General features: G+C 37.4%; 23 protein-coding genes. 10 read left to right on the top strand and 13 right to left on the bottom strand.

Annotated elements, in window-relative coordinates; genetic code table 11:
• Positions 1–2 precede the first annotated feature (2 nt).
• The 4 genes from nusA to IGL56_RS05140 all read right to left on the bottom strand — a co-directional run bounded on the left by nusA (position 3) and on the right by IGL56_RS05140 (position 6,473).
• Positions 3–1,202, bottom strand: a complete 1,200-nt coding sequence (gene nusA, locus IGL56_RS05155; RefSeq protein ID WP_002357862.1) for a transcription termination factor NusA — start codon at positions 1,200–1,202, stop codon at positions 3–5.
• A gap of 143 nt (positions 1,203–1,345) precedes the next feature.
• Complete coding sequence (rimP, locus tag IGL56_RS05150) at positions 1,346–1,819, bottom strand: ribosome maturation factor RimP (protein WP_002357863.1); 474 nt, start codon at positions 1,817–1,819, stop codon at positions 1,346–1,348.
• 205 nt (positions 1,820–2,024) lie between these two features.
• Positions 2,025–3,911 (bottom strand): Ig-like domain-containing protein, encoded by a 1,887-nt coding sequence (locus tag IGL56_RS05145; protein ID WP_002357864.1) that lies wholly within the window; start codon positions 3,909–3,911, stop codon positions 2,025–2,027.
• Positions 3,912–4,052: 141 nt separating this feature from the next.
• Positions 4,053–6,473 (bottom strand): cation-translocating P-type ATPase, encoded by a 2,421-nt coding sequence (locus IGL56_RS05140; protein WP_002384650.1) that lies wholly within the window; start codon positions 6,471–6,473, stop codon positions 4,053–4,055.
• Positions 6,474–6,691: 218 nt separating this feature from the next.
• On the opposite strand from IGL56_RS05140, the gene rnhC reads away from it, so the two are divergent.
• A complete protein-coding gene (gene rnhC, locus IGL56_RS05135) occupies positions 6,692–7,609 on the top strand; it encodes a ribonuclease HIII (protein WP_002385967.1) in 918 nt (305 codons plus the stop codon).
• Between the two features lie 66 nt (positions 7,610–7,675).
• On the opposite strand, the gene IGL56_RS05130 is transcribed toward rnhC, so the two are convergent.
• On the bottom strand, positions 7,676–8,848 hold the full coding sequence (locus IGL56_RS05130) for a class I SAM-dependent rRNA methyltransferase (RefSeq protein ID WP_002357868.1): 1,173 nt from the start codon (positions 8,846–8,848) through the stop codon (positions 7,676–7,678).
• 257 nt (positions 8,849–9,105) lie between these two features.
• On the opposite strand from IGL56_RS05130, the gene IGL56_RS05125 reads away from it, so the two are divergent.
• The 3 genes from IGL56_RS05125 to IGL56_RS05115 all read left to right on the top strand — a co-directional run bounded on the left by IGL56_RS05125 (position 9,106) and on the right by IGL56_RS05115 (position 12,587).
• On the top strand, positions 9,106–11,214 hold the full coding sequence (locus IGL56_RS05125; protein ID WP_002357869.1) for an LTA synthase family protein: 2,109 nt from the start codon (positions 9,106–9,108) through the stop codon (positions 11,212–11,214).
• Between the two features lie 105 nt (positions 11,215–11,319).
• Complete coding sequence (locus tag IGL56_RS05120) at positions 11,320–12,021, top strand: hypothetical protein (protein ID WP_002357870.1); 702 nt, start codon at positions 11,320–11,322, stop codon at positions 12,019–12,021.
• Positions 12,022–12,035: 14 nt separating this feature from the next.
• Positions 12,036–12,587, top strand: coding sequence for a hypothetical protein (locus IGL56_RS05115; protein WP_002357871.1), 552 nt, complete (start codon positions 12,036–12,038; stop codon positions 12,585–12,587).
• A 37-nt stretch (positions 12,588–12,624) separates the two neighbouring features.
• Here IGL56_RS05115 and IGL56_RS05110 read toward each other — a convergent pair whose 3' ends face one another.
• Positions 12,625–14,094: a sensor histidine kinase gene (locus IGL56_RS05110; RefSeq protein WP_002357872.1), complete on the bottom strand. Its 1,470-nt coding sequence runs from the start codon at positions 14,092–14,094 to the stop codon at positions 12,625–12,627.
• The gene (locus IGL56_RS05105) at positions 14,094–14,813 is read right to left on the bottom strand and encodes a response regulator transcription factor (protein WP_002381953.1); all 720 of its coding nucleotides are present in this window, start codon (positions 14,811–14,813) and stop codon (positions 14,094–14,096) included. The genes IGL56_RS05110 and IGL56_RS05105 overlap by 1 nt, the downstream gene beginning before the upstream one ends.
• A gap of 214 nt (positions 14,814–15,027) precedes the next feature.
• Here IGL56_RS05105 and IGL56_RS05100 point away from each other — a divergent pair, with 214 nt between their 5' ends.
• Positions 15,028–15,807 carry a Cof-type HAD-IIB family hydrolase gene (locus tag IGL56_RS05100; protein ID WP_002381954.1) on the top strand — a complete coding sequence of 260 codons (780 nt, stop codon included), beginning with the start codon at positions 15,028–15,030 and terminating at the stop codon, positions 15,805–15,807.
• Positions 15,808–15,824: 17 nt separating this feature from the next.
• On the opposite strand, the gene IGL56_RS05095 is transcribed toward IGL56_RS05100, so the two are convergent.
• Positions 15,825–16,031, bottom strand: coding sequence for a hypothetical protein (locus tag IGL56_RS05095; RefSeq protein WP_002357875.1), 207 nt, complete (start codon positions 16,029–16,031; stop codon positions 15,825–15,827).
• Between the two features lie 231 nt (positions 16,032–16,262).
• On the opposite strand from IGL56_RS05095, the gene IGL56_RS05090 reads away from it, so the two are divergent.
• Positions 16,263–17,039 carry a threonine/serine exporter family protein gene (locus tag IGL56_RS05090; protein WP_065813897.1) on the top strand — a complete coding sequence of 259 codons (777 nt, stop codon included), beginning with the start codon at positions 16,263–16,265 and terminating at the stop codon, positions 17,037–17,039.
• Positions 17,040–17,050: 11 nt separating this feature from the next.
• A complete protein-coding gene (locus IGL56_RS05085) occupies positions 17,051–17,512 on the top strand; it encodes a threonine/serine exporter family protein (protein ID WP_002357877.1) in 462 nt (153 codons plus the stop codon).
• Positions 17,513–17,544: 32 nt separating this feature from the next.
• On the opposite strand, the gene IGL56_RS05080 is transcribed toward IGL56_RS05085, so the two are convergent.
• From IGL56_RS05080 to IGL56_RS05065, 4 genes are all read right to left on the bottom strand, one after another.
• Positions 17,545–18,312, bottom strand: coding sequence for an ABC transporter ATP-binding protein (locus tag IGL56_RS05080; protein WP_002357878.1), 768 nt, complete (start codon positions 18,310–18,312; stop codon positions 17,545–17,547).
• Complete coding sequence (locus IGL56_RS05075) at positions 18,309–19,196, bottom strand: ABC transporter permease (RefSeq protein WP_065813898.1); 888 nt, start codon at positions 19,194–19,196, stop codon at positions 18,309–18,311. Before IGL56_RS05075 ends, IGL56_RS05080 begins: the two co-directional genes overlap by 4 nt.
• A 24-nt stretch (positions 19,197–19,220) precedes the next feature.
• Positions 19,221–20,210, bottom strand: a complete 990-nt coding sequence (gene trpX, locus IGL56_RS05070; protein WP_002357880.1) for a tryptophan ABC transporter substrate-binding protein — start codon at positions 20,208–20,210, stop codon at positions 19,221–19,223.
• 1,080 nt (positions 20,211–21,290) lie between these two features.
• Entirely contained in the window at positions 21,291–21,950 is a 660-nt protein-coding gene (locus IGL56_RS05065; protein WP_002386659.1) for a hypothetical protein, read from the bottom strand.
• Positions 21,951–22,169: 219 nt separating this feature from the next.
• Between IGL56_RS05065 and efbA the strand changes: the two genes are divergently transcribed.
• The 3 genes from efbA (at position 22,170) to IGL56_RS05050 (ending at position 24,716) form a co-directional block, all read left to right on the top strand.
• Positions 22,170–23,882: a fibronectin-binding protein EfbA gene (gene efbA / locus IGL56_RS05060; RefSeq protein ID WP_002357882.1), complete on the top strand. Its 1,713-nt coding sequence runs from the start codon at positions 22,170–22,172 to the stop codon at positions 23,880–23,882.
• A 155-nt stretch (positions 23,883–24,037) separates the two neighbouring features.
• Positions 24,038–24,301 carry a hypothetical protein gene (locus IGL56_RS05055; protein WP_002381957.1) on the top strand — a complete coding sequence of 88 codons (264 nt, stop codon included), beginning with the start codon at positions 24,038–24,040 and terminating at the stop codon, positions 24,299–24,301.
• 73 nt (positions 24,302–24,374) lie between these two features.
• On the top strand, positions 24,375–24,716 hold the full coding sequence (locus IGL56_RS05050; protein WP_002388927.1) for an iron-sulfur cluster biosynthesis family protein: 342 nt from the start codon (positions 24,375–24,377) through the stop codon (positions 24,714–24,716).
• Positions 24,717–24,754: 38 nt separating this feature from the next.
• Here IGL56_RS05050 and IGL56_RS05045 read toward each other — a convergent pair whose 3' ends face one another.
• The gene (locus IGL56_RS05045; RefSeq protein WP_002357887.1) at positions 24,755–25,213 is read right to left on the bottom strand and encodes a DUF441 domain-containing protein; all 459 of its coding nucleotides are present in this window, start codon (positions 25,211–25,213) and stop codon (positions 24,755–24,757) included.
• Positions 25,214–25,318 lie beyond the last annotated feature (105 nt).

Genomic DNA, 25,318 nt, shown 5'->3' with positions numbered 1-25,318 from the left:
CGTTATTCTTGTTCAGGTAATTCTTCTGTAATTTCTGCTTCAACAACTGCTTCTTCAGCAGCCAAGTTTTCGTAATCATCTGCCGTCATATCTGAATGGATAATTGCTTCATCCATTTCTTCTGCCACTTCGGCAACTTCTTGATTGGCTTGTTGTTCATAAAATTCAGCCATATCAGATTCTGATTTGATATCAATTTTATGGCCCGTTAATTTAGCAGCTAAGCGCGCATTTTGACCACGTTTACCAATTGCTAATGACAATTGATAATCAGGTACAACAACTGTACATGCTTTGCTATTTTCTGGATCAAAAATAACATCTAATACTTGAGCTGGATTCAAGGCATTACTAATATAAATAGCTGGATCTTCGTTCCATTCCACAATATCCATATTTTCGCCTTTTAATTCATTCACAATCGCTTGGACACGTTGGCCTTTTGGACCGACACAGGTACCCACTGGATCAATATTAGGATCTGTTGAACGAACAGCTACTTTTGAACGATCGCCAGCTTCACGAGCGACACTTACGATTTCAACAATTCCATCATAAACTTCTGGAATTTCTTGTTCAAAAAGACGTTTTAGTAAATCTGGATGGCTACGGCTTACAAAAACTTGTGGGCCTTTTGATGTGTTTTCAACACGTGATACGTAAACTTTAATCCGATCATGCGGTTGGTAAAATTCATTTGGCATTTGATCTTGTTTTGATAAGACTGCTTCGATTTTGCCTAAGTTTACATAGATATAACGACGATCTTGACGTTCAACAATTCCTTGCATGATGTCATTTTCGTATTCGCTAAATTCATTATAAATAATTGTTCTTTCTGCTTCACGGACACGTTGTAAAATTACTTGCTTTGCTGTTTGGGCAGCAATGCGGCCAAAGTCTTTTGGCGTAACTTCAAAACGAATTTTGTCGCCGATTTCATATGCACCATTTAATGCAACGGCATCTTTTAATGAAACTTCCAATTGTGAATCAAATACTTCTTCTGTTACTTCTTTGACAGCATACACGTGAATATTGCCTTTTTTTGGTTCAAATTCAACTTCGACGTTGCTTGCTTGTCCATAATGTCTTTTATATGCAGAAACTAAAGCTGCTTGTAACGCTTCAATCACCGTATCTTTAGGAATCCCTTTTTCAGCTTCTAATACGTCTAATGCATTTAACATTTCTTTGCTCATTGTTTTTCTTTTCCTCCTATGGATTCGTTAAAGCTGAACGAGTGGTTCTTCTTCCAAGGGAAAAACTTCTCGTTAAAACTTGTCACAGGCCCAGCTAAAAGTAAAACTTTTAGTGGACCCTTTTTTACATTCGAGTCTGTTGATTAAAATTGAATGGCTAAACGAGCTTTTGCGATATTTTTACGTTCAAAAGTCATTTCCTTCACTCTGGTTTTAATTTTTACACTTAATGTTAATTGTTCTGAATCAAGATGGACTAAGGTACCCTCAATCTGTTTTTCTCCATCAACTGCTTGATAAAGAGAAATATGAATGTACTTGCCTACCGCTTGTTCATAATCGCTTTCTTTCTTTAACGGACGTTCTGCTCCCGGAGAAGAAACTTCCAGAAAGTACGCTTGCGGAATTGGATCTGGATCCATTGCATCTAGTTTTTCACTTAATTTTTCGCTGACAAAGGCACATTCCTCAATATCAATGCCACCTTCTTTATCGATAAATACTCGTAAAAACCAATTTTTTCCTTCCTTAACAAACTCTACTTCCACAAGTTCAAAATTTTGTTCTTCTAAGATTGGTGTGACTAACTTTGTTACAGTTTCCACAGCACTACTCAAAATTTTCGCCTCCTTCGAGATTGATGTAACGAACCGTGTCCTGATGACTTTTCCATCAAAAAGAGTGAGCAGAAATCCGCTCACTCCCAACTAGTATCATTACGCTAAAGATAGTATAGCACAGAACCACTCCAAACTCAAATGAACAAGCTAAATCTCTCGAAATTTGCACATTTTGTCTCGATTACTGAAACTATCTAAGCGATTATTTTTTCGTTTTAAAATAGATAAATAATCCTTGAATCAAAAGAAGGCTACCTAAGAAAAGAAACGCGTTTTCTTTTGTTTCTCCTGTTTTTGGCAATTCCTTATTACGAATCGCCTGTTTTTCAATGGTTATTGAAGTAGTTTCTGTGGTTGAATTCGTGGTAGTATCTGTTGTCCCACTCGTTGGTGGTGTGGTACTTTCTATAGGTTTTTCTGGCGTATAGTGATTAGTAAATACTTGACCTCCATCATACTGAGTAGTCGCCACAAGATTTCCTAAAAGCGCCTCGACGGTTACTTGAACTTGAAGGTTGTGCGTATCGTAGGAAACACCTGCCTGTCGCGTGTTTACTTCCCGAATGGTGTATTGATAGTTTCCGGGAGTTTCAAAGGTTAATGGTGAAAATTGAATTTTCCCTAAAGTATCGTTACTAACCGTTTCTAGTACTGTACCTTTCTCATCTAACAATTCAAATTGAAATTCAGCATCCTTCAGTGGTTTTCCTAAAAGAACTTTTCCAGCTAAAAATGAAGCAGCGACTGGTTGATATGAAATCTTATGATTCACAACAGTTTTCAGTGCAACTAAATTTTTACCAAAGTCTTCAGGTGTTATTGAAATCTTGTTTTGCGAAAGCTGGTAACCGGTAGGTGCTTTGGTTTCTTCTAAAGTATAGTTATCTTTTAACAAGCCTTTAACAATCGCTGTTCCGTTTTGATCTGTTGTGATTTTGGCCACTGTTTGATTGGTTGAGTTACGAATGAGTTTAAACTCTGCACCTGCTAAACGCTGGCCTGCTTCATCTTCTTTATGAATTTCAACAACATATTGTTCACCATTAGCTTCTCCACCACCCGTTTGTGAGACACGACTCACTTCGACTTCTTCCACCACCGTTTGATTTTCTGTTAATTTTGCATAATTTGTGAAGGTTTCACCTTTTTCGGGAAGATGATCGCTTTTGGTTTTATAGGTGATACGATATTCGTTAGTCCCAATATTACCAAAATGCACCGAAAAATTACGGTCATCAGGACCATACTGGACAGCCAACTGACCAGTTATATCTTCCTCTGGCGTGAACTGCCAAATAGCATTTCCATCCAGTGTCCATTGTCCTCGTTCAATTTTCATAGTGTCTTTCATATAACTTAAACTTGCTGTTTTTAGCACATCTTCCACTTCTAAATCAGTATACGTTTGCCCTGTTGGATTAATCCGTAGTACATTGTAAATTTCGGTTGGATCGTCTTCGATAAACCACGAATACTTGCTAAATTTTTCGTTAACATCATCGCCTTCACCTTGGTAATCAAGATCGCCAGCAAATATTTTTTCCCCTTCAACCGTGACGTAAATAGGAATCTTGGATTCATTTTCGACATTTTCGAAATCAATCAAACTTGTAAAATATAAAGACCCACTAATATTGGCATGGTTTTCTACGTAATCTGTATACGTTAACGTGACCGTTTTATTTGCTACATCGGTCTGTGCGATTGCAACCACAGCACCTGTATCATCTACTACATTAAAGGTCATATTTTTCTCGAGACGTAGCTCTTCGGGTAAAGTAATCACACTCGTATCCCCACTATTAACGGTATTATCCGGTAAGTTGAACTCAATTCGGAGGTAGATGTCTGTATATTGATTAATGGTCCCAAGTGGGTTTCCCTCTTTGTCCGTTAGTTGAATCGCTGTCACAATGTTGCCCACTTGTTTACGCGGCACTACATTTGGCGTAGCAGAAATTTGATTGGTTTCACTGGTACTAGTTGGTTCCGTTTGCGCATATCCTGTTTCAAGTTTCAGAAAAGGCGTTATCAGCGTCGACAAAAGAATGAAAAACATTCCCCAATAGACAAAACTTCTTTTTTTCATTTTTATTCAATCCTTCCTATCTAAAATAATTGGTTAGGTTTATACTATCAAGGATTAACTAGGTGCAAGTGTTTTTATTTTTCCCAACGATAAAAAACAAAAAACACCGAACCAAAATAATTTTGGCTCGGTGTTTTGCTCCTAATGTCTTTTCTTATAAAACCATAATTGAACTTTTTCAGAAATGGTTGATAAATGTTGGAAAGTTGAGTCTGCTGCAAAGAAAAGAATGGCTAAAAGTAACAAGGCTGTTGGCGATACCGAAGTTAACGAGAACAAGTTTTTCATGGAAATACTTGTAATAACCATTCCGATTAAACAGCCAATCATTACGCGCTTGCGGTAACGATTCATTGGTGAACTAATTTTATAAAGAACCATAAAGCCGACTGAAACTAGCAACAATGTTGCAGTCGTTGAAATGTCCGTTTTTTGAAGTGCAAGAATATCACCACAAATTAGTAAGGCACCGACTACTAACATATCCGTTAACCCACCAGGAATTGCTTTTGATAACACATTGAAAAGAAATTTCCCTTCAATGCGACGATGATTTGGTTCCAAAGCTAGAAATGTCGAAGGAATCCCAATTGTAAATAAACTAATCAATGTGACTTGTGTCGGTTGTAAAGGATATGTCACGGCAAAAATCATAGCAAAGACAGACATCAGCAAGGAGAAAATATTTTTTACAAGGAATAAACTTGAAGAGCGTTCAATGTTATTAACTACTTGGCGGCCTTCAAAGACAACCTCCGGCATCGTTGAAAAATCAGAATCCAACAACACAACTTGCGAGGCTTGTGCTGTAGCTTGATTTCCTGAAGCCATGGCAATACTACAATCTGCTTCTTTCATGGCTAAAATATCATTGACTCCATCCCCTGTCATCGCCACTGTATGATCTAATTTTTTCAACAATAGCACAAATTGTTTCTTTTGTTCTGGCGTGACACGACCAAAAACGGTGTATTTTTCTAAAGCTTCTGTCTGGGCTTCCATTGTAGTTAATGTTCGCGCATCCACGTAATTTTCAGCACCAATAATGCCTGCCGCTTGTGCTACATTGGAAACTGTTAAAGGATTATCGCCAGAAATGACCTTAATGGCCACATTTTGTTCAGCGAAATATTCAAAAGTTGCTTTGGCTTCTTTACGAATCGGATTCCAAAGAAGAATGTAGCCTAGAGGTTGAACCTCTGCTGCCAACGTTTCCTGAAATTCTCCTAAATACTTTCCGAACACCAATAAGCGATAGCCTTGACTTGTATAATGTTCCACTTCAGATTGATACATTTCATAATTGTCTCTCAAAATCATCTCTGGCGCCCCAAGAATATACGTCGCTTCTGGGAAAGTCACGCTACTAAATTTTTCGACAGACGAAAACGAGGTATAGCTAACGGCTTCCCTCTGATTATTAGTAACAAAAAATTCTTTCATCGCTTTCATCGTATCATTGTCAGCTGACATTGTTCGGCAAAAATCGCCAATTAATTTTTCGACATTGGTTAAGTCTGTACCATCATTTTCGATACTCACCACAGGAACCAACTCTTGGACTTCCATCGTGTTTTCAGTAATTGTTCCTGTTTTATCTACACATAACACATCGACACGTGCTAAGGATTCGATACTTTTCATGTTGTGCAATAAAACGCCGCGCTTCGCTAAGCGCATTGTGCTGGCAGCTAATGCAACGGTTGTTAAAAGGTACAACCCTTCTGGAATCATCCCAATCAAGGCAGCTTCCATGGAGACAATGCTGTCATGAAGCCCTTGATGGTTGATGAAATAACTTTGGAAAAATAGAACACAGCCGATCGGGATAATAATAATCCCTACCCATTTCACCAAACGGTTAATGGAACCGACCATCTCTGATTGTTCCCCTTTTTTAATTGATTTCGCTTCAAGCGTTAATTGATGAACATAGGCCTCAGCGCCAATTTTATCAATTCTTGCATAACAAGAACCTGACACAATAAAGCTACCTGACAAAAGTTGGCTATCTGCTACTTTGGTAATCTCATCAGATTCCCCAGTTAACAAGGATTCATTCACACGGACTTCACCAGATAAGACAATTGCATCCCCAGAAATCTGTTCACCCGATTTAAAGAGCACCACATCATCCAAAACCAGTTCATCTGGCGAAATTTCTTGTTCTTGGCCATCCCTCACAACGGTTACTTTTGTAGCGTTTAGAATATTTAAGCTATCTAATACTTTCTTCGACTTAATTTCTTGGTAAATTCCAATGACCGTATTAATGATTACTACTGGCAAAAAGGTCATATTTTTATAAGATTGTACCAGCATTAATAACACACCTAGTACCACAAAAATTAAGTTGAAATACGTAAATACGTTATTAATAACAATCTGTTTCGTTGTGATAAACTCTGTGTCGACGGCGGCATTGACTAAGCCTTTTCGCTGTCTTTCTTCAACTTGTGCGGCCGTCAAGCCTTGTTTATCTTCTGGATAATAGCGTTCCGCGTTAGCAGTCACTGCTATTGGTTCATTTTCTTGCATTTCTTTTTTTCTTCTCAAACACATCACCCCTTGTTCTAGTCGACTCTTTCATCGTCTCCTTCTCTCCCACAGTATAGCACTGAATAAAAATTTAGATAACAACTAGCGTCCAACTATAGAAAAAAATTATACATTTCCTAAACATTGTCATTTTCAGGAACAAGCTAACGCAAAACCTTTTCATTTACTTGTTTTTCCTTTACTATAGTAAAGAAGAAATATCAAGAAATGAGGAACAATTGATGGCACAGAATCACGTAATTAAAGTTAGTAAAAAAACATTAGCAGAGATGACCACTGTTTATCAACCCAATCGTTTAAATAAAACGGTCCCTTATACTGTCTTTGTGGCCAAGGTTGGCACCACTACCATCACTGCTTATCAATCAGGTAAAGTCATGTTTCAGGGACCTCAAGCTGAAAAAGAGGCCGCTCGTTGGGAAGGAACGAGTACCACACCAAAGAAAAAAATTTCTCCCCAGACTACTACACTGCCTGCTGATTTTGGCAACTGGTCTGTGATAGGTTCCGATGAAGTCGGTAATGGTAGCTATTTTGGTCCTGTAACTGTCTGTGCTGCCTATGTTGACAAAAGCATGATTAGCAAACTAAAAGCATTGGGTGTTCGTGATTCCAAAGAATTAACCGACCCACAAATTATTCAATTGTCACATGTCATTAAAGAACTGATTCCTTACAAGTTATTAATCGTTGAACCAAAAAAATACAATGAGATTCAACCAAACTACAATGCTGTACACATGAAAGTCGCTTTGCATAACCAAGCGATTTATCTGTTGCTACAAGAATTGGCTCCCACAAAGCCAGAAGGGATTTTGATTGACCAATTCACCCCTGAAAAGAATTATCGGAAATATGTTCGTAATGAAAAAAATCAAGTCACTGAAAAATTGTTCTTCGTCACTAAAGGAGAGCAGTATCATGTTGCTGTTGCTGCCGCCTCTATTATTAGCCGCGCTGCTTTTTTAGAAGAGTTAGACAAAGAATCTGCAGAATTGGGTTTCTCTGTGCCCTCTGGTGCCGGCAGCAAATCAGACCAAGTAGCCGCCCGTATTTTGAAAAAAGGCGGCCTAGACTTATTAGCGAACTACGCGAAGCTGCATTTTGCAAACACCCAAAAAGCCCAAAAGTTACTATAAAATAAAAACCAAGCAAAAGTCCCAATGCCGATTAGCGGCGCTGGGACTTTTGCTTGGTGTAAAAAATTATTTTTCAATTTCGATAAACAGGACTTTTAAGTAATTACCTTCTGGAAAATTAGGATTCACTTGAAAGTCTGCCGGTAATTGATACGTGTCCGTAATCTTGTAACGGACATTTTTCTCTTGCAAGGCAGTAATCACCATTTTTTGATATTTGGCTAAGGATAAATTTGCCGCATTGGTTGAGGCAATAAGCGTTCCCTTATCCGTTAAAATATCAATAGAATCTTTCACTAGCTCCCCATAATTTTTAGCAACGGAAAAAACTTTCTTTTTGTTGCGAGCAAAACTTGGCGGATCCAAAATGATCATGTCATAACTCAAGCCTTTACGTGAAGCATATTTAAAATAGTCAAAAACATCCATAACAATAATCTTTTGCGGGGCAAGATTTAAATGATTGACTTCAAATTGCTCAGTCGTTTTCGGTAAGCTTCGTTTAGCTAAATCCACACTAGTGGTGGCCACGGCACCTCCCATAGCGGCAGCTACTGAAAAAGCACCTGTATAACTAAACATATTTAAGACTGTTTTACCTACTGCAAAACCATCTACTAATCGACCACGAACTTCTTTTTGATCTAAAAAGATGCCTGTCATTAATCCTTCGTTTAAATAGGTAGCAAATTGAACGCCATTTTCAGTGACAAGTAATGGCTCGGGTGCTTGTTCGCCATACAAAAACTGTGATTCTGGTAAATCTTTTGTGGAAAAGCGAATCTTTTCGTAGGCACCAATAATGTCAGGGTAAACTGTGCGAAACGCCGTCAAAAGTTCGGCTTTTTTCTGATAAAGGGTTTCATTATACCATGAAAAAACGGCGTAATCTGCATAGCGATCGATGATCACTCCCCCAATGCCATCCCCTTCTCCATTAAATAATCGATAAGCGGTTGTCAGCGAATCCTTTTCAAAAGACGTCCGCTTCTCACGACTTATTTCAAAAAGTTGCTGAAAAAAAGATTGATTAATTGGTCCATGCCATGACAGCAACCAACCAATTCCTTTATTTTGTTCGCCTAAATATCCTTCGGCTAAACGCTGGCCTTTACTATCAATCAAAGTAAGCCAATCTGTTGGCAACGGCGCTGGCACTTGTTGCAAATCTTCTTTCTGAATTAAAGGATATCCTTTTTTAAATTTATGTTCTGCTTTTTTAGTTACTTGAAGTTTCATTCTGTACACCTACTTTTCAAAGTCCTATCTAGTATAGCAAAAAAAGGCCCATCTGTCTTTAAAGGATTCAAGCTTCACGTCATTTAACGAACTAAAAAGTTTAAGGAAATAGTAAGTTTTCTTTAACATCCCCATTCCTCACTTCGGTAAGAATTGACATAAAATTTGTGAAAGAGTAAAATTAAAGCGATATTGTAAAATACGAAATTTACCTAATTTTACTTTTATAGAATCATCGTTTAGAAAGGACGTTTATTTTGAAAAAATTATTTAAAACAAATATTTTGAACACGCGACTGGGGTTATTCTCGCTAATCGCCATCTTACTGTGGCTAAAAAACCTCTTTGCGTACGCCGTTGATTTCCATTTACGTTTGGAAAATATTAACGAGTATTTCATACTCTTAATTAATCCAATTGCCACAACGGTCTTTTTATTAGCCATCGCTTTGTATGTTCGCCGTAAAAAAGCTTCTTATATTACAATGATGATTATTTACTTCTTGATGAGTTTACTGCTCTTCTCAAATGTCGTGTATTATCGAGAATTTACTGACTTCATCACAGTTAATACGATGCTTGGTGCTGGCAAAGTAGCTAGCGGTCTTGGCGAAAGTGCCTTACGTCTCTTTAGACCTTATGACGTCATTTATTTCTTAGACTTCATTATTATTGGCGTATTATTATTAACGAAAAAAATTAAAACAGATGCGCGTCCAGTCCGCGCACGTGTAGCAGTCTCTGTCACACTCCTTTCTGTTGTCTTTTTCTTATTCAATCTATTTATGGCTGAAACAGAACGTCCCCAATTATTAGGACGTCAATTCTCTCGTGACTATATCGTGAAATTCTTAGGCTTAAATGCCTTTACCGTATACGATGGCATTACAACTTACCAAACAAACCAAGTCCGTGCCGAAGCCAGTGCTAACGATATGAAACAAGTTGAAGATTACGTGAAACAACAATATGCGGCACCCGATGATAGTAAGTTTGGTATTGCAAAAGGCAAAAATGTAATTTATATCCATTTAGAAAGTTTCCAACAATTTTTAGTTAATTACAAATTAAAAGATGAAAATGGCGTAGAACACGAAGTCACACCATTTATCAATAGTCTTTACAATAGTAAAAGTACCTTTAGCTTTGATAACTTCTTCCACCAAGTTGGTCAAGGAAAAACAAGTGATGCCGAAACGTTACTTGAAAATTCACTATTTGGTTTAGACCAAGGTTCACTCTTTACACAAGTTGGTGGCAAAAATACGTTTGAAGCAGCACCCGATATTTTAAAACAAACGCAAGGTTACACTAGCGCTGCTTTCCACGGAAATGCTGGTAACTTCTGGAATCGGAATGAAACCTATAAACGTTTAGGCTATGACTATTTCTTTGATGCTAGTTATTATGATGTTAATTCAGATAACTCATTCCAATATGGGTTACACGATAAACCATTCTTTAATCAATCCGTTCAATATTTAGAACATTTACAACAACCGTTCTATTCTAAATTTATTGCTGTATCCAATCATTATCCTTATTCTCAATTTACAAACGATGAAGCAGGATTCCCAATTGCAAAAACCTCTGACGAAACAATTAATGGTTACTTTGCAACAGCGAATTATTTAGATAAAGCGGTCGAAGAATTTTTTAACTACTTGAAATCTTCAGGTCTCTATGAAAACTCAGTCATTGTTCTTTATGGCGATCACTATGGGGTTTCTAATTCAAGAAACCAAAACTTAGCAGAATTAGTAGGTAAAACCAAAGCAGATTGGAACGATTTTGACAACGCCAATATGCAACGTGTTCCTTATATGATTCACGTTCCTGGTCAAGAAAATGGCGGTGTGAACCATACGTATGGCGGCCAAGTTGATGCCTTACCAACCCTTCTACACTTGCTTGGTGTCGATACGAAAAACTACATTCAGTTAGGCCAAGATTTATTCTCTAAACAACACAATCAAATCGTTGCTTTCCGCAACGGCAATGTTGTAACACCTAAATATACTATTTTAGGTTCTAGCATTTACGATACTAAAACAGGCACTTTAATTACAGAACCAACCGAAGAAGTTAAGAAAGAAGTCGCTGATTTAAAAGCCAAAGCGACGAAACAATTAGAAACGTCTGACCAAATTACTAACGGTGACTTGCTTCGTTTCTATACCAATAGCGGCTTAAAACCAGTTAACCCAGAAGACTATGATTACAAGAACCAATTGCAACAACTGGAAGCAATTGAAAAAGAAAAAGGTGAAAAATCAACGAGTGTTTACAGTAAAAACAATAATAAATCAACCGTTGATGAATATCACACTGACAGTTATCAAGGCTATCAAAAAACTGGTAAATAAATCTTCAAAAAGCTTGAGCAATTTGCTCAAGCTTTTTTGCTACTTTTTCATAATTAATTCATATTATTTCACTATACTAAAGATAGTTTAGAGAGGTGAAAGTTGATGAGAAGTGTCCGTTACGCTACAGCTAGTAGTTTTTATCATAAAAAAATCACGTTAATCACCGCACTCTTCTTCTTCCTGTTCTCTTTCTTATTGACTGGTCTGTTTAACTTAATTGATTTTGAAAAAGAGTTTTTACGAACGATGCCAGACTTTGTCGATATTGAAAAACAAACTAGTTACCATTACCAACTGATCCAATACTATTGGCACCTCTATCTAGGTAGTGTCATTTTCTTTGGTGTTACTTTTCTTCTGTTGATGTATGTGACATTACGCATAAAAAAGGAAGAAATACATACATGGTATCACATGCACTTTTCAAATATGTATGTCACCAAACAGCTCTTACTAGAGTTATGTTTACCGGCTCTATTAGGAATTTTCAGTTTTTTACTTTTCACTTTAATGTTTCAAGAAACGTATAATACTGTTCTTTGGGCTGCTCGTGATGCTATTTTACAGTGGTCTCATTTGGAAACTCCAGCATTTTTAGCTAAAAGTACCGACCAGGATGTCACGATTACAAATATCCAGCATTTAGGGATTCAAACGATCCAAGCGTTTTCTTTTGATTTTAAAAGTATGCAGTCACTTTATACAATCCGTAATTGCTTTGTTAACTGCTTAATCTTGCTTGGTATTCCTCTTGTTTGCGGGACTCCTTTTACATTGATTTATTTACGCACACATCAGAAATAAGGGAGGGATTTTCTATGAATGTCACACCATCATTCAAAAAAACAACCGAAAAAAAATCCTCATTCGACGCGTTAGCTTTGCGAGAAGTTTATGGAATCATTTATTCTGCTCCAGAACAAGAACTCGCATTGGCCGATGTTTTCCAAACAAACCAACTAACCATTACTAGGCTTTCTTCTAGTGAAACCTTTCTGCCCTACTTGCCATTAGAAGAAAATTTATTTATCGCTAGTACGATCAAAGAACGGGATCGAAAAGTAGTTCTAGCCGAAGCTTTCCAGGTGTTCCAATTAGAACCTGCCTTACTTGGTCGTTCATTTACTTCTTTTACGACTTTTGAAAAAATTAAAATGCGCATAATACAACTTTTGCTTTCAAAAACAAGTACGTTAGTGATTGATGACATCTTTTCTTCATTAACGATTGGACAACGTCAAGAAATTTTACCTCAATTAAAAATAGCAGTTCAAAAAAGAAACAAGCGCTTGCTATTTCTGACAAAAGATCCACAAATTATTGATAGTCCCTATGTGCACCCTCTGTCTCTACATGCGTTATTAAACTAAAAAAACGTCTGGCACTGATTGTGACCAGACGTTTTCTTTAGTTTTCAGTAATTTCAACATCAGGAAATGAAATAATAAATGTGGTGCCTTTACCAAGTTCACTTTCAACATTGATTTTTCCTTTATGCAAACGGACCAATTGTTGAACGATTGGTAAGCCTAATCCTGATTCTCCATATTTCGTATTTTTACGGGATGGATCTACTTTGTAATAACGATCCCAGATATTCAGAATTTGCTCTTCCGTCATGCCGATTCCTGTATCAGAAATACGGACAATAGTTTCTAAATAGCCTTTTTCTAAAGCAATATGAATTTCGCCATTTTCAGTAAATTGGATGGCATTTTGAACAATATTGACAACTACTTGAACGAAACGATCATAATCGGCATACACATCAATTGGTTCGGTGGTGTCTAAATACAATTGATTACCGGCGGCTTCAGCTTTGGCCGTTAGTTGAGTCACAATATTTTCTAAAGCTTCTGTTCCGTTGAACTTCTTCACAACAATTTGAATCTGGTTGGTCCGAATTTTTTCATAATCAAGATTTTCATTGACTAAGCGAATCAAGCGAGCGGTCTCATTCTGCATCAGTTTAATCGCATTCTCTTTTTGATTTTCAGGAATAGCATTATACTGCAATCCCTCTAACAAGCCATTAATAGTTGTTAAAGGCGTCCGCATTTCATGAGAGGCATCCGCCATAAATTGACGACGGCGCTCTTCTTGCCGATTGATTTCTTCTTGTGATTCTTTTAAAGACGCGGCCATTTTATTAAAATCTTCTGCTAGGTCATCAAATTCATCTTTGTCATGAACCGGTAATTGAATATCAAAATTTCCACTAGTAATTTCTTTGGTGGCTTTACGCATCCGATTAATTCGTTTCACTTGGAAAGTCGCAAATAGATAACTTAGTAACAAGGCAATCACACCAGAAAAAATAAAGCCTTTAATCAAGTTTTGTGTCACGGACTGAACACTTCGGTCAACGTTTTTGGCAGGTTGTGTAATAACGAGTGAACCAATAATCACTTTTTTATCAGAAGACTGATTTGATGCATACACCGGTAACATTACATAGGACGAAGTATTTCGGGCCCCGTAAATATCAATGTTTTCTGTTGCATAAACACGATTGCCTTTCATGATTTGATCCCAATTTTTATCGATTAAGGAAAAGTCTAATTTTTTTGTGCTATCAACTGGTGGGTACTGCACTTCGCGGTCCTTGTTAATAAACACAAATTGCACATCTTGCTTCTGGAGTACACGTTCAGTCAACTGAAATGAATAGGATAAAACATCTCGATCCGAAACGCCTGCGACATTAATAAAAAAGTCACGTGTTTCTAAAGCCGATTCTGCATAACCATATAGCTGTTCATAGTTATTTTCTTGCATTGTGCGCTTGGTCAATTGTGTGAAAGACGTTCCGACAATGAGAATAATCAGAGCGATCACACCTATAAAAGCAAGTAATTGTTGATACAAATACTTCATTAAGCAACACCTGAATCGTCGAATTTATACCCTACGCCCCAAACCGTTTGGATGACTTGAGGACCTACTTTTTCAATTTTTTGTCGTAATTTTTTGATATGGGCATCAACTGTCCGTTCATCGCCAAAGTATTGATAGTCCCAAACCAATTCTAGTAGTTGTTCGCGTGAAAAGACTTGGCGTGGTTTTTTTGCTAAAGTGTATAGCAAATCAAATTCTTTAGGTGTTAAGCCTTCAATTAATTGATTATCTAAATATGTTTCTCGTGTTTTCGTATTCATTTTAAAATGATCCGTAATCACATCAAATGTTTCATCTGTATTCTCAGACGTATCATGCGCAGCCTCTGCCACCTCGGCACGACGATGTAGAGCTTTCATCCGTGCAATCAAAGTTAATGGACTAAATGGTTTTGTCACATAATCATCCGCACCCATTTCAAGGCCAATTACTTGGTCACTTTCAGAATCACGAGCGGTCAACATAATAATGGGAACATTGGCTGAAACTTTGCGAATTTCACGACAAACAGCCATCCCATCCATACTAGGTAAGTTTAAGTCTAACGTAATCATGTCCCATTTTTCTGGCGAAGCAAGAAAAGTCGCCAATCCTTCTTTGCCATCATCTTTAAAGGTAGCTTCCCACCCTTCATTTAAGAAAAACATTTGCATCATTTCTGAGACGGATTCATTGTCTTCAATCATTAATATATTCATTTCATTCACTCCTTATTCACTTTTCATAAAACTGCTCTATTGTAGTATACTCTAAAATTGAATTTGTACCAACCGATTCTATATTTCTTCAAAAATCCTTTACAGAACCATCAAAAATCACTTTTTTTCCTGCTCTTTTAAAGAAAACGAAAGGAACCCATTGTCTTTTCAGAAAAGTTTGTTAAAATAACAAGCGTAGAGAGGATGTTAGGGTATGGATAAAATGAAAGCTATTACTTTTTTTGATTTAGATGGAACTTTGTTAGATGGAACATCGCAAATAACTCCTGAGATTACCGCAGCAGTGGCGGCCTTGAAAGACAATCAAATTTTACCTTTAATTGCGACAGGACGGACCTTGTGTGAGATTCAGCCAATTATGAAAGCCAGTGGCATTGATTCTGCGATTGTAATGAACGGGCAATTTATTCATTATGAAGGAAAAACGATTTATTCAGATGAATTTACAACAGAGGAATGTGTTTCACTGCATGAACATGTCAAACAGCGTGGTCATGAATTGGCTTTTTACAATGAGCGCCGTATTTTTTGTACAGGGCATACTGGCACAGTGAAACAAGCCTATGATTATATTCATTCAGCTGTTCCAGAAATTGATCCCACAGGTTATGAGAATGATGCCGTCAACATGATGTTGGTCTTAAGTCAACATGGCGATGATGATGAATATTACTATGAGCGGTTTCCTGAATTGACCTTTTATCGCAATGGTCCTTTTTCAATAGATATTGTTCGTAAAGGGGTCTCTAAAGGCTCTGGTGTCAAAAATCTTTTTAACACCTTGGGATTAACCGGCATTCCGACTTATGCCTTTGGTGATGGCATCAATGATTTGGCGCTGTTTGAGGCCTGTGATTATGGAATTGCCATGGGTAATGCGCGAGAAGAACTAAAAGAAAAAGCCACCTTTATTTCAACTAAAAATACTGAGAATGGCATTGTTAATGGCTTGAAAAAATTTGATTTACTATAAGAGAAAACTACCTTCTTCTATTGATGTACTTTAGAAGAAGGTAGTTCTTTTGTATGTTCATTTTTCTTTTTCTGCTGTGCACAGAGAGCTACTCCCACTACTTGAATCAGCAAAATCGCTCCCAACAAACAACTTAATACGATGTTTCCTGATAGGATTGTTCTTCTGATTAAAATAATTAATACGACACTGCTAATTCCGTAGAGTAACCATTGGTTGTCCATTTTTATTGACCCCTTTGTTTTTCTATGTTTAGGATAGGATGTTTCCTACTAAAATGCAAGGAAAGATCCTAGATTCTTACAACTAACCCATAATTTTTACTAATTCCTTATTTGTTTTCATTTATTCTTAAGATTCGTTTCATTTTTGTAAAAAATCACACTTTTTTTCTATCTCTGTTTTAAATTGCGTACAGTTCTTAAAAAAAATGATACACTAAAAGTGAACTCGAAATGAAAGGAGCCATTCCTTTGGTTAATAGCGAAAAAAGAAAACAATTAATTATTGATACATGCATTTTAGCTGGAAAAATTATGCTGGAAAGCGGATCTGAAGTATATAGAACCGAAGATACAATTACTCGGATTGCTACAAATGCTGACGAGCCAGAGAGCGTTTGTTACACGACGGCTACAGGGATTTTCGTGGGTTTTCGTTCCAGTAATTATACGCAATTAGAAAACATCCCCCAGCGCTCGATTAATTTGGAAAAAGTTAGCCTTGTCAATCAATTATCAAGAGAATTTGCGCAAAAAGAGATTACTTTGCCAGAGCTTTATCAGCGCTTAACTCTATTAGAAACAGATACCCCCACTTTTTCAATTTCGTTACGCTTGTTAGCAGCCGGGATTGTTAGTTGTACGTTAATGTACATTTTTGGTGGCACTTGGCAAGATTTTATTGCAACTTTTTTTGTTGGCGTGATTGGGTATGCCAGTTATCTTTTTACCCAAAAGTTATTCCAAGTTCCTTACCTCGATTCATTCGCAGCCGCTTTTGTCATTGGTTTGTTGGCCTATTTGGCTGTGCATTTTCACTTAGCGGTCAACATCGATAATATTATTATTGGTGCGGTGATGCCGTTAGTTCCAGGTGTGGCGATTACGAACTCTTTTCGCGACATTTTAGCGGGCCATCTCATCAGCGGGACGGCGCGAGGGACAGAAGCTATTTTTATTGCTGGGTCTGTTGGCCTGGGAATTGCCTTGATTTTTAAATTATTTATGTAAGGAGTGTTCAAATGGAACTAATTTTTCATCTTCTCTTTAGTTTTTTAGCGACTGTGACGTTTGGTATTATTACGAACATTCCTCGTAAAGCACTGGTGGCTTGTGGCATTACTGGCATGACAGGCTGGATGATTTATTATGTCTTAACGCAAACTTTTGATGCTAGTCAAACCTTTGCAAACTTTTTAGGAACGGTCGGGTTAGGAATCGCTAGTATCTTTTTTTCCCGTTACAAAAAAATGCCGATGATTATTTTTTATATTCCAAGTTTGGTTCCTTTAGTGCCAGGAGGCCCTGCCTATCAAGCGGTTCGGAGCATTTTGTTAGGAAATATTGATGACGGTTTGCAGTTGATTTTAAAAGTTGTCTTTACTGCTGCAGCTATCGCAGCGGGCTTTATGGTGACCTCGCTACTGGAACGAATTGTCAAACGTTTTTTCCCCAAGCGACTCTTCCGATTGGTCAAAAAATAAAAAAAAACAAGCTCAGAAAACGAGCTTGTTTTTTATTCTACTTCTTCAAAGAACAGCAACAAATCTTGTAGCGTTAATTGTGCTTTTTCAGCAGCGTTTAAATCTTGAACAATTTTACCTTTTTGTAAAACAATTAAACGATTGCCATATCGTAAAGCATCTTCCATTCGATGGGTAATCATTAAACAAGTTAAGTTCCCTTCTTCAATCCGTTGTTCCGTTAAGTGCATCAACTGCTTGGATGTTTTGGGATCTAAGGCAGCAGTATGCTCATCTAAAAGTAATAATTCTGGTTTTGTGATAGTGGCCATTAATAAACTTAAGGCTTGGCGTTGACCGCCAGAAAGGTTACCTGTCGGTGTATCCAGATGATTTTCCAAGCCATTGCCAACTTCTTGGCAGATTTTTGTAAACAAGGCGCGTTGCTCATTTATCTTCCGTAATGTTAAGGGACGTTTTTGTCCGCGTTTCATGGCAAGCAATAAATTTTCTGCCACAGTCATTCTTGGTGCTGTCCCCATTTTAGGATCTTGAAAAACACGCGCTAGAGATTTGGCCCGTTTGACTTCAGAAAGATTGGTGCGATTGACTCCTTCAATTAAAAATTGTCCTTCTGTTAGTGTCAAAGTTCCTGCTAAACTATTGAATAGCGTACTCTTGCCTGCGCCATTTCCACCTAAAACAGTAATGAAGTCCCCAGGATAAATGGCTAAGTTCACATGATCCAAAATCACTTTTTTTTCATTCATCCCATTATCAATGATTTTTGTCGCATTTTTTAATTCAACAACTGGTTTCATTTCGTTTCCCCCTTATCAGAAAAGTCGTGTAGTCGTAATGCTTTTTTCAATTGTGGGATCATTAAACAGATTGCTAAAATCACTGCTGAGAAGATTTTCAAATACGTCGTATCAAAGCCTAATTTAATCACTAATAAAATCAATAGTTGATAAATAATACTCCCTACAACAATCGCCATCAGCCGTTCACCAAACGTTAATTCTCCAAACAGTACTTCACCAATAATGAGTGAAGCCAAGCCAATCACAATGACACCGGTTCCTTTACTTACATCCGCATATCCATCATTTTGGGCAATCAAAGCGCCAGATAAGCCAATCAAGCCATTCGATAAAACCAATCCTAAAATTTTCATGCGATCCGTTTGAATGCCAATCGAGCGAGCCATTTCTTCATTGTCACCTGTCGCAATATAGGCTTGTCCTAAACTAGTGTTAAAGAAAAATAACAGTAAAATCATTACCACAGCCAAAACACTAATCCCTAAAAAAATAGTATCATAATAATCTGGTAAGGCCATTTTTTGAAAAACATCTTGAATCTTCGGTTGGTTTAATAAAGACTTATTTGGCGATTTCATCACAAATAAAATCACGGAATTTAAACCAGACATCACTAAAATTCCTGCTAAAATAATTGGAATTTTTCCTTTTGTAAATAGTAAACCAGTCACTAAACCGGCAAGCATTCCTGCTCCGACCCCTAAAAGAGTCGCTACAAATGGTGAAACCCCTGTTGTAATGGCAGTTACACAAACCGCCCCTCCTAACGGAAATGAACCTTCTGTGGTCATATCTGGAAAATTTAAAATACGATAAGTCATAAAAATACCTAGTCCTAACAAGGCCCATAACATTCCTTGTCCAATTGCTGAAACAATCATCGCTTCTCCTACTTTCTTTGATAATTAGTTAATCAATTTCGATTTTTTTGCTAACTCTGCGGGAATCGTAATTCCTAACTTTTGAGCTTGTTTTTCATTGATAATTGTGTCGCCTGTATTAAAGGTATAAATGGGTGTAGTTGCTGGTTGACTTTTTCCAGACAGAACCTCTGCTGCCATTTTGCCGGCTTGTACCCCCAATGCATATTGATTAATCCCTACAGTTGCTAAACCGCCTTGTTCTACCATTGTATCCACCGAAGGAATAATCGGCGTCTTGGTTCGATTTGCTTCTCCGACTACCGTTTGCATGGCATTAGCAATCGTATTATCAGTTGGTATATAAATCACATCTGTTTCCTTAGTCATCACTTGAACCGTTTGTGCAATTTCATTACTTGATGGCACAGCATATGTTTTCACTGTCAATCCTTTGGCTTCAGCTGCTTTCTGCACTTCAGCTACTTGGTATCGAGAGTTTTCTTCTGAGGAAGCATAGAGAATACCTATTTTTTTGGCAGCTGGTATCAATTCTTTTAGTAAATCCATCTGGGCTGACAAAGGTGATTGATCACTAACACCCGTGATGTTACCGCCTGGCTTTTGATTGTCTTTCACCAATCCAGCACTAACAGGGTCCGTAATGGCGCCTAAAATGATCGGGATTTCTTGGGTAGTGTTGGCTAACGCTTGCGCAGCTGGCGTGGCGATACCAATTAAAACGTCTGCCTTTTTTTGTACTAATTGTTGACTCATGATTGCTAACTTACTCTGGTCGGCTTGACCATTTTGAAAAATAATTTCTAAGTTTTTGCCTTTGTCATAGCCATTTTCCTTTAACCCTTCCTCAACACCTTTATAAATTTCATCCAATGCGGGGTGACTGACAAACTGCAGAACCCCTACAGTAACTGTTTCTTTCTTTGAATTCGTCACTTTTTGATTCACAAAAAAAGCACCAATTAAATAAATAGCTAATAAAGACACGACAAACGTTAAACGTTTATTTTTCATTTTGCATTCTCCTAACTGCCCTTTTGTTTGGCAACTTTTTCTTTTTAATAATAAAACCATTATCTATAGGGCGTTTCTTCCGTTGAAAGTGAAACTGAGATTCGTAATCCTCTGCTTAGTCAAAATCCTAGGAACACTTTTTTACAAATGTCAGGATTTAGCTGCGACGAGGATCGCAACTTTGGTGAGAATCGCAGGAGCACTTTTTCTACGATTGGGACAACGTTCTCTTCGTTCACCTTGTACTACTCATCACTCTTGAAGGCCAAACTGCGGCGAGTATACGCAGCCTGCATCTACTCTGTCACTTTGTGCCAATCGTAGTGCTTGTCAGGATTTAACTGCGACGAGGATCGCAACTTTGGTGAGAATCGCAGGAGTACTTTTTCTACGAATGGGACAACGTTCTCTTCGTTCACCTTGTGCTACTCATCACTCTTGAAGGCCAAACTGCGGCGAGTATACGCAGCCTGCATCTACTCTGTCACTTCGTGCCAATCGTAGTGATTCGTAGCAAAAAAACAACGACTTATCCTAAGTGTTTAGGAGTGGTCGTTGTTTTTATGCAAAACAAAAACCACATAGATGGGTCCTCTATGTGGTCGTTTTTTCTTCTTGAATATAACCAGCATAGATACACTTTTTAGAATAAGTCTTCTAAAGTTGTATCTATGAAAGAATCATACATACAACTATCTACGCCAGTTTTGCCATGATTGGTGCATTTCTTTTACGTTAGATAATTGTGTCATGTATTTTCCCTCCTAGTTATGTTGTTAAAGGTAGTCTACACTATATTGATTTTGTTCGTCAAGAAAAAGTTTTTATTTTCTTGCATTTCTTTTACTTCTAAAAAACGAGCCACTCTTATGAGAGGCTCGTTTTTCTTTATTTCAGCATATTTACCACTTAATTGTTTCGGTTTCTTTCAATTTTCACGGGAACTTTAACTGCTTGTTTTTGCGATTGAATCAGCCATAAACTTACTAAAATCGTCATTGAAATTACTAATGCCATCGAAAATCCCCTCTTTCTAATTCCTTAAAACTTTCTACAGTCTAAGTTTAACATAGCTAGCTATTATTCACCAGTTTCTGGTACTGTATCAGTGCTTTCTGTCGTCGTTTCAGTAGATTGAGCAACGCCAGTCGTGCTGGTCGTCGTCTGTGTTTCAGCGGTCTTTGCTGCTTCTTTTTCAGCTTCTTGCGCCGCTTTTTGCTGGTCTTTCAAAACGCCAGCCATTGGTAATCGATTTAATTCTGGTATTAATTGTGTTTTTAAATCCATAGATTTTTCGACAACCGTCCGTGTCTTTTCTTTGCCGTTTTCAAAGAAAACAAGCGTAATCTCATCGCCGCTAACATTGTATTGCTCTTGTGCTTTGCCAGCATTATAAATTAACGGATAGATATACAGCGATCGATGAAATTCATTCATTTTATCTGAATTAAACAGCTTCACCATTTGATCGTATTGCTTGCCAGATGGTTTAGCAAACATGACTGACATGGCTCCTGTTTCTTGGATTTTCTTGTCTGCTGTTTTGTAATCTAAGACACTGACTTTCTCTGATTTGATGGGTCCTGCGACTAACGATTCAACTTGAGCAGCTCGAATATTTTTTTGCATCGTTGGAATAAAAATGATTGAGCCAATTATTAATACTAATGCTACAATAGCGGTAATCATTAACAGTTTTCTTTGTCTTAATTCATAAAGTGCCTCTTTTAGTTCTTCCATAAAATTATTCAACTTCTAATCGCTCCTCGCTTTTAGTTCTTATCTATTATACTAATCATTTTCTTTCTTGCCTACCCTTGCGCTTTAATTACTAAAAAAACCAGCAAACTTCCCCAGCTTTCTAAGGAAAACCCAACTCCTTTTTAACAAGCTTCTTTCTTAAATTCAAAAACTCCGCTATAATAAAGCTATTAGTCGGAAAGAAACGAGGGATTTATTATGTCATTTGATGGCGTATTTACTCATAGCATGGTTCATGAGTTGACAGAAACACTCGTAAGTGGCCGGATTTCAAAAATCCATCAGCCTTATGAAAACGAAGTCGTTTTAGTCATTCGTGCGAAAGGTAAAAACCATAAATTATTATTATCAGCACATCCTAGTTATGCGCGCATACAACTATCTACAATTACCTATAGCAATCCGGAAACACCTCCTAATTTTGTGATGATGTTACGAAAATTTCTGGACGGTGCCATTTTAGAAACGATTCAACAAATAGAAAATGATCGCGTGATTCACTTCACCTTTTCAAAAAGAGATGAACTAGGTGACTTACAAAATATTGTTTTGATTGTTGAATTAATGGGACGTCACAGTACAATCGTTTTAGTTAACCAATCTTCTGGAAAAATCTTAGATGCGATAAAACACATTGGAATGAGCCAAAATAGTTATCGTTCGTTGCTTCCTGGAGCAACTTATATTGAACCGCCAAAACCAATGGGGCTTAATCCGCTCACGGCCGCAAAAGAAGAAGTCTTTGCGCTTCTTTCTACAGCTCCTGAATTAAACGGACGCTATTTACAACAACATTTCCAAGGTCTAGGCAAAGATACAGCAGACGAATTAAGTGCCCGTTTACTTGCACAACCAAATGAAAAAATGGCCATCTGGACGGAATTTTGGTCCTCAGTCACTGAAGCTGTTGTACCGACATTAACAGTTACTGAAAAAAAAGAATATTTTACGCCCATTCCTTATCAATCATTAGTTGGTGAACAAACAACGTATGCGACACTCAGTGAATTACTAGATGCCTTTTATTCTGGTAAAGCAGAGAAAGACCGTGTCAAACAACAAGGCGGCGAACTAATTCGCAAAATTGAAAATGAACTAAAAAGAAATCAAAAGAAACTTAAAAAATTACAACAAACCTTAGCCGATACAGAAAACGCTGAAAATTACCGTCGCGACGGAGAACTATTAACAACCTTCATGGCACAAGTCCCAAAAGGAGCCACCGAGGTGGAATTACCAAATTATTATGAAGAAAATGCACCGTTGCGTATCTCGCTAAATCCTGCACTTTCACCTAATCAAAATGCACAAAAATATTTTCAAAAATATCAAAAATTGAAAAATGCTGTCCGAGTTGTTAAGACACAAATTCAGCAAACGCAACAAGAAATTTCTTATTTAGAGTCAGTTGTGGCACAACTTGAAATTGCGACACCAATGGACATTGAAGTGATTCGTGAAGAACTGATTGAGCAAGGCTATTTAAAACGTAAAAAAAATAAAAAACAAAAACAGCCGAAAAAAAGCCAACCCGATCTTTTTTATGCCACAGATAGCACACCTATTCTCGTTGGAAAAAACAATTTGCAAAATGATCAATTGACTTTACGAACCGCTAAAAAAACTGATTATTGGCTCCATGCCAAAGATATTCCTGGATCTCATGTAATTATTCGTGACGCACATCCTAGCGAAGAAACCCTTACTGAAGCCGCACTTCTAGCAGCTTATTTTTCAAAATATCGACTTTCTTCACAAGTGCCTGTCGACTATGTCCAAGTAAAACATGTGCACAAACCCAATGGAGCAAAACCAGGTTATGTGATTTATGAAAACCAACGAACGTTATATGTGACGCCAACAGAAGAATCGATCAAAAAAATCCAGCAAAATAAGGCTTCTGCTTCCTAATTATATTAAACTAAAAAACAACGTACTGCCGATTGATCGTACGTTGTTTTTTTGCATTGGCAAAGACATTTATCAAGTGATAAATAACACAAGTAAGCTCAATTAGTTTACAAACTAGCCATTTCTCTCTATACTGACTGTTGGAGGTGAAATTCATGGTCTTTTTACACATTATTTTTGGGATGTTTGCCTTTATTGGCGCTTTAGGTTTAGGTGTCGCCTTCCGCGATAGCTTTACAGAACTTTCAACACCAAAGAAAGCAGCGATTATTTTATCTTACGTAGGTGCGATTGGTTCAACAGTCCTAGGGTTCACATCAGCAACAAAAAATCCATTTGTTTTAGCTGCAACAGTTGTCTTAGTTGTCGCCTTTTCTATTGCTCTTTTCAAAAAAAGCAGTAAAGAAACAAGCAAATAATAAAACCTTTGAAGAGCGGCATAGCGACAAGCTACCCTCTTCCTTTTACATACTATTTAAAGGAGTGAGGCAAATGTCTCTGACTATTTCTGAAGAAGTAAAACAACGTTTAGCCCCTTTCTTAACTGAAACGAACACCTTCTTGTTGGTAGCAAATGACGGCTCTAATCCTTATTCTTCCGCAGAAGGTTGTTGTATGATTGGCGATCGTTTCATTATCGTTCCTGTTGATCAAGCAGAAGCGCCTTATACCAAAACAATTGCTAATGATTCTTTTCACGTCTATACTTCGACGTATGACCAAATGTTTTTAACAGGGCATTTACAGCTAGTGATTCATCCGAATGCGGGAACCATTACTTTAAAAAATGAAAGTGGCATATTAGATAGTAATGTGGACATTTATCAACACTAAAAAAGCAAACAAAACGTTTACGCGTTTTGTTTGCTTTTTTAGTGTTGAAAGGCTTGAAAGGTAGTAATGATTACGTACATCATCCCCGATGCAATAATCGGACCAGCTGCAATTCCTTTTAAAAAAACGACGCCAAGAATCGTTCCAAAAACTAAGGCCACCGTAATCTCTGGTGATTGATTAATTAAACCTACTCCTTTTGAGGATAAAACAGCTACCAGAATTCCACAAAGTATCCCCAGCCATCCCATCGGTGTTTTGAATGATTGGATTAAATCCTTTAAGCCAATTTGTCCTGTAGCAATCGGGACTAAAATGGTAATTGAAATAATTGTGACCCCTAAATTAATGCCTTTATCTGACAACCACGACATGATTTTCGCACTATTTGGTAAAGCTTTTAAAGCAAGCACAACAACTGACGCAATTAATAAACTTTGATTTTTTGCAACAAACGCAATCAAGGCAATCAGTAGTAAAAAAAGCCAACTTTCCACTGGTTGTCCTCCTTTCTGATTTGGTTCTTTCGTTAACCAAACTTTCTTGTCTTTCCTATTTTAGCAAAGAACCTCTTTAATTACCATTCAGCTTCAGTAATTATT

This window comes from Enterococcus sp. DIV1316a, assembly GCF_050536915.1.
Classification (GTDB): Bacteria; Bacillota; Bacilli; order Lactobacillales; family Enterococcaceae; genus Enterococcus; species Enterococcus faecalis.
Note: the sequence above shows the minus strand (reverse complement) of the source record. Positions and strands in the feature narration are given on the sequence as shown.

Bases quoted from the DNA above. Each gene is read 5' to 3' on its own strand.
- IGL56_RS05130 (WP_002357868.1), bottom strand. From the start codon at position 8,848: ATGAAACTTCAAGTAACTAAAAAAGCAGAACATAAATTTAAAAAAGGA.
- IGL56_RS05075 (WP_065813898.1), bottom strand. From the start codon at position 19,196: ATGATTGTTTCAGCAATTGGACAAGGAATGTTATGGGCCTTGTTAGGA.
- IGL56_RS05085 (WP_002357877.1), top strand. From the start codon at position 17,051: ATGGAACTAATTTTTCATCTTCTCTTTAGTTTTTTAGCGACTGTGACG.
- IGL56_RS05115 (WP_002357871.1), top strand. From the start codon at position 12,036: ATGAATGTCACACCATCATTCAAAAAAACAACCGAAAAAAAATCCTCA.
- efbA (WP_002357882.1), top strand. From the start codon at position 22,170: ATGTCATTTGATGGCGTATTTACTCATAGCATGGTTCATGAGTTGACA.
- IGL56_RS05050 (WP_002388927.1), top strand. From the start codon at position 24,375: ATGTCTCTGACTATTTCTGAAGAAGTAAAACAACGTTTAGCCCCTTTC.
- IGL56_RS05120 (WP_002357870.1), top strand. From the start codon at position 11,320: ATGAGAAGTGTCCGTTACGCTACAGCTAGTAGTTTTTATCATAAAAAA.
- IGL56_RS05110 (WP_002357872.1), bottom strand. From the start codon at position 14,094: ATGAAGTATTTGTATCAACAATTACTTGCTTTTATAGGTGTGATCGCT.
- IGL56_RS05080 (WP_002357878.1), bottom strand. From the start codon at position 18,312: ATGAAACCAGTTGTTGAATTAAAAAATGCGACAAAAATCATTGATAAT.
- IGL56_RS05145 (WP_002357864.1), bottom strand. From the start codon at position 3,911: ATGAAAAAAAGAAGTTTTGTCTATTGGGGAATGTTTTTCATTCTTTTG.
- IGL56_RS05100 (WP_002381954.1), top strand. From the start codon at position 15,028: ATGGATAAAATGAAAGCTATTACTTTTTTTGATTTAGATGGAACTTTG.
- IGL56_RS05055 (WP_002381957.1), top strand. From the start codon at position 24,038: ATGGTCTTTTTACACATTATTTTTGGGATGTTTGCCTTTATTGGCGCT.
- IGL56_RS05090 (WP_065813897.1), top strand. From the start codon at position 16,263: ATGAAAGGAGCCATTCCTTTGGTTAATAGCGAAAAAAGAAAACAATTA.
- IGL56_RS05105 (WP_002381953.1), bottom strand. From the start codon at position 14,813: ATGAATATATTAATGATTGAAGACAATGAATCCGTCTCAGAAATGATG.
- trpX (WP_002357880.1), bottom strand. From the start codon at position 20,210: ATGAAAAATAAACGTTTAACGTTTGTCGTGTCTTTATTAGCTATTTAT.
- nusA (WP_002357862.1), bottom strand. From the start codon at position 1,202: ATGAGCAAAGAAATGTTAAATGCATTAGACGTATTAGAAGCTGAAAAA.
- IGL56_RS05095 (WP_002357875.1), bottom strand. From the start codon at position 16,031: ATGGACAACCAATGGTTACTCTACGGAATTAGCAGTGTCGTATTAATT.
- rnhC (WP_002385967.1), top strand. From the start codon at position 6,692: ATGGCACAGAATCACGTAATTAAAGTTAGTAAAAAAACATTAGCAGAG.
- IGL56_RS05140 (WP_002384650.1), bottom strand. From the start codon at position 6,473: ATGTGTTTGAGAAGAAAAAAAGAAATGCAAGAAAATGAACCAATAGCA.
- IGL56_RS05065 (WP_002386659.1), bottom strand. From the start codon at position 21,950: ATGGAAGAACTAAAAGAGGCACTTTATGAATTAAGACAAAGAAAACTG.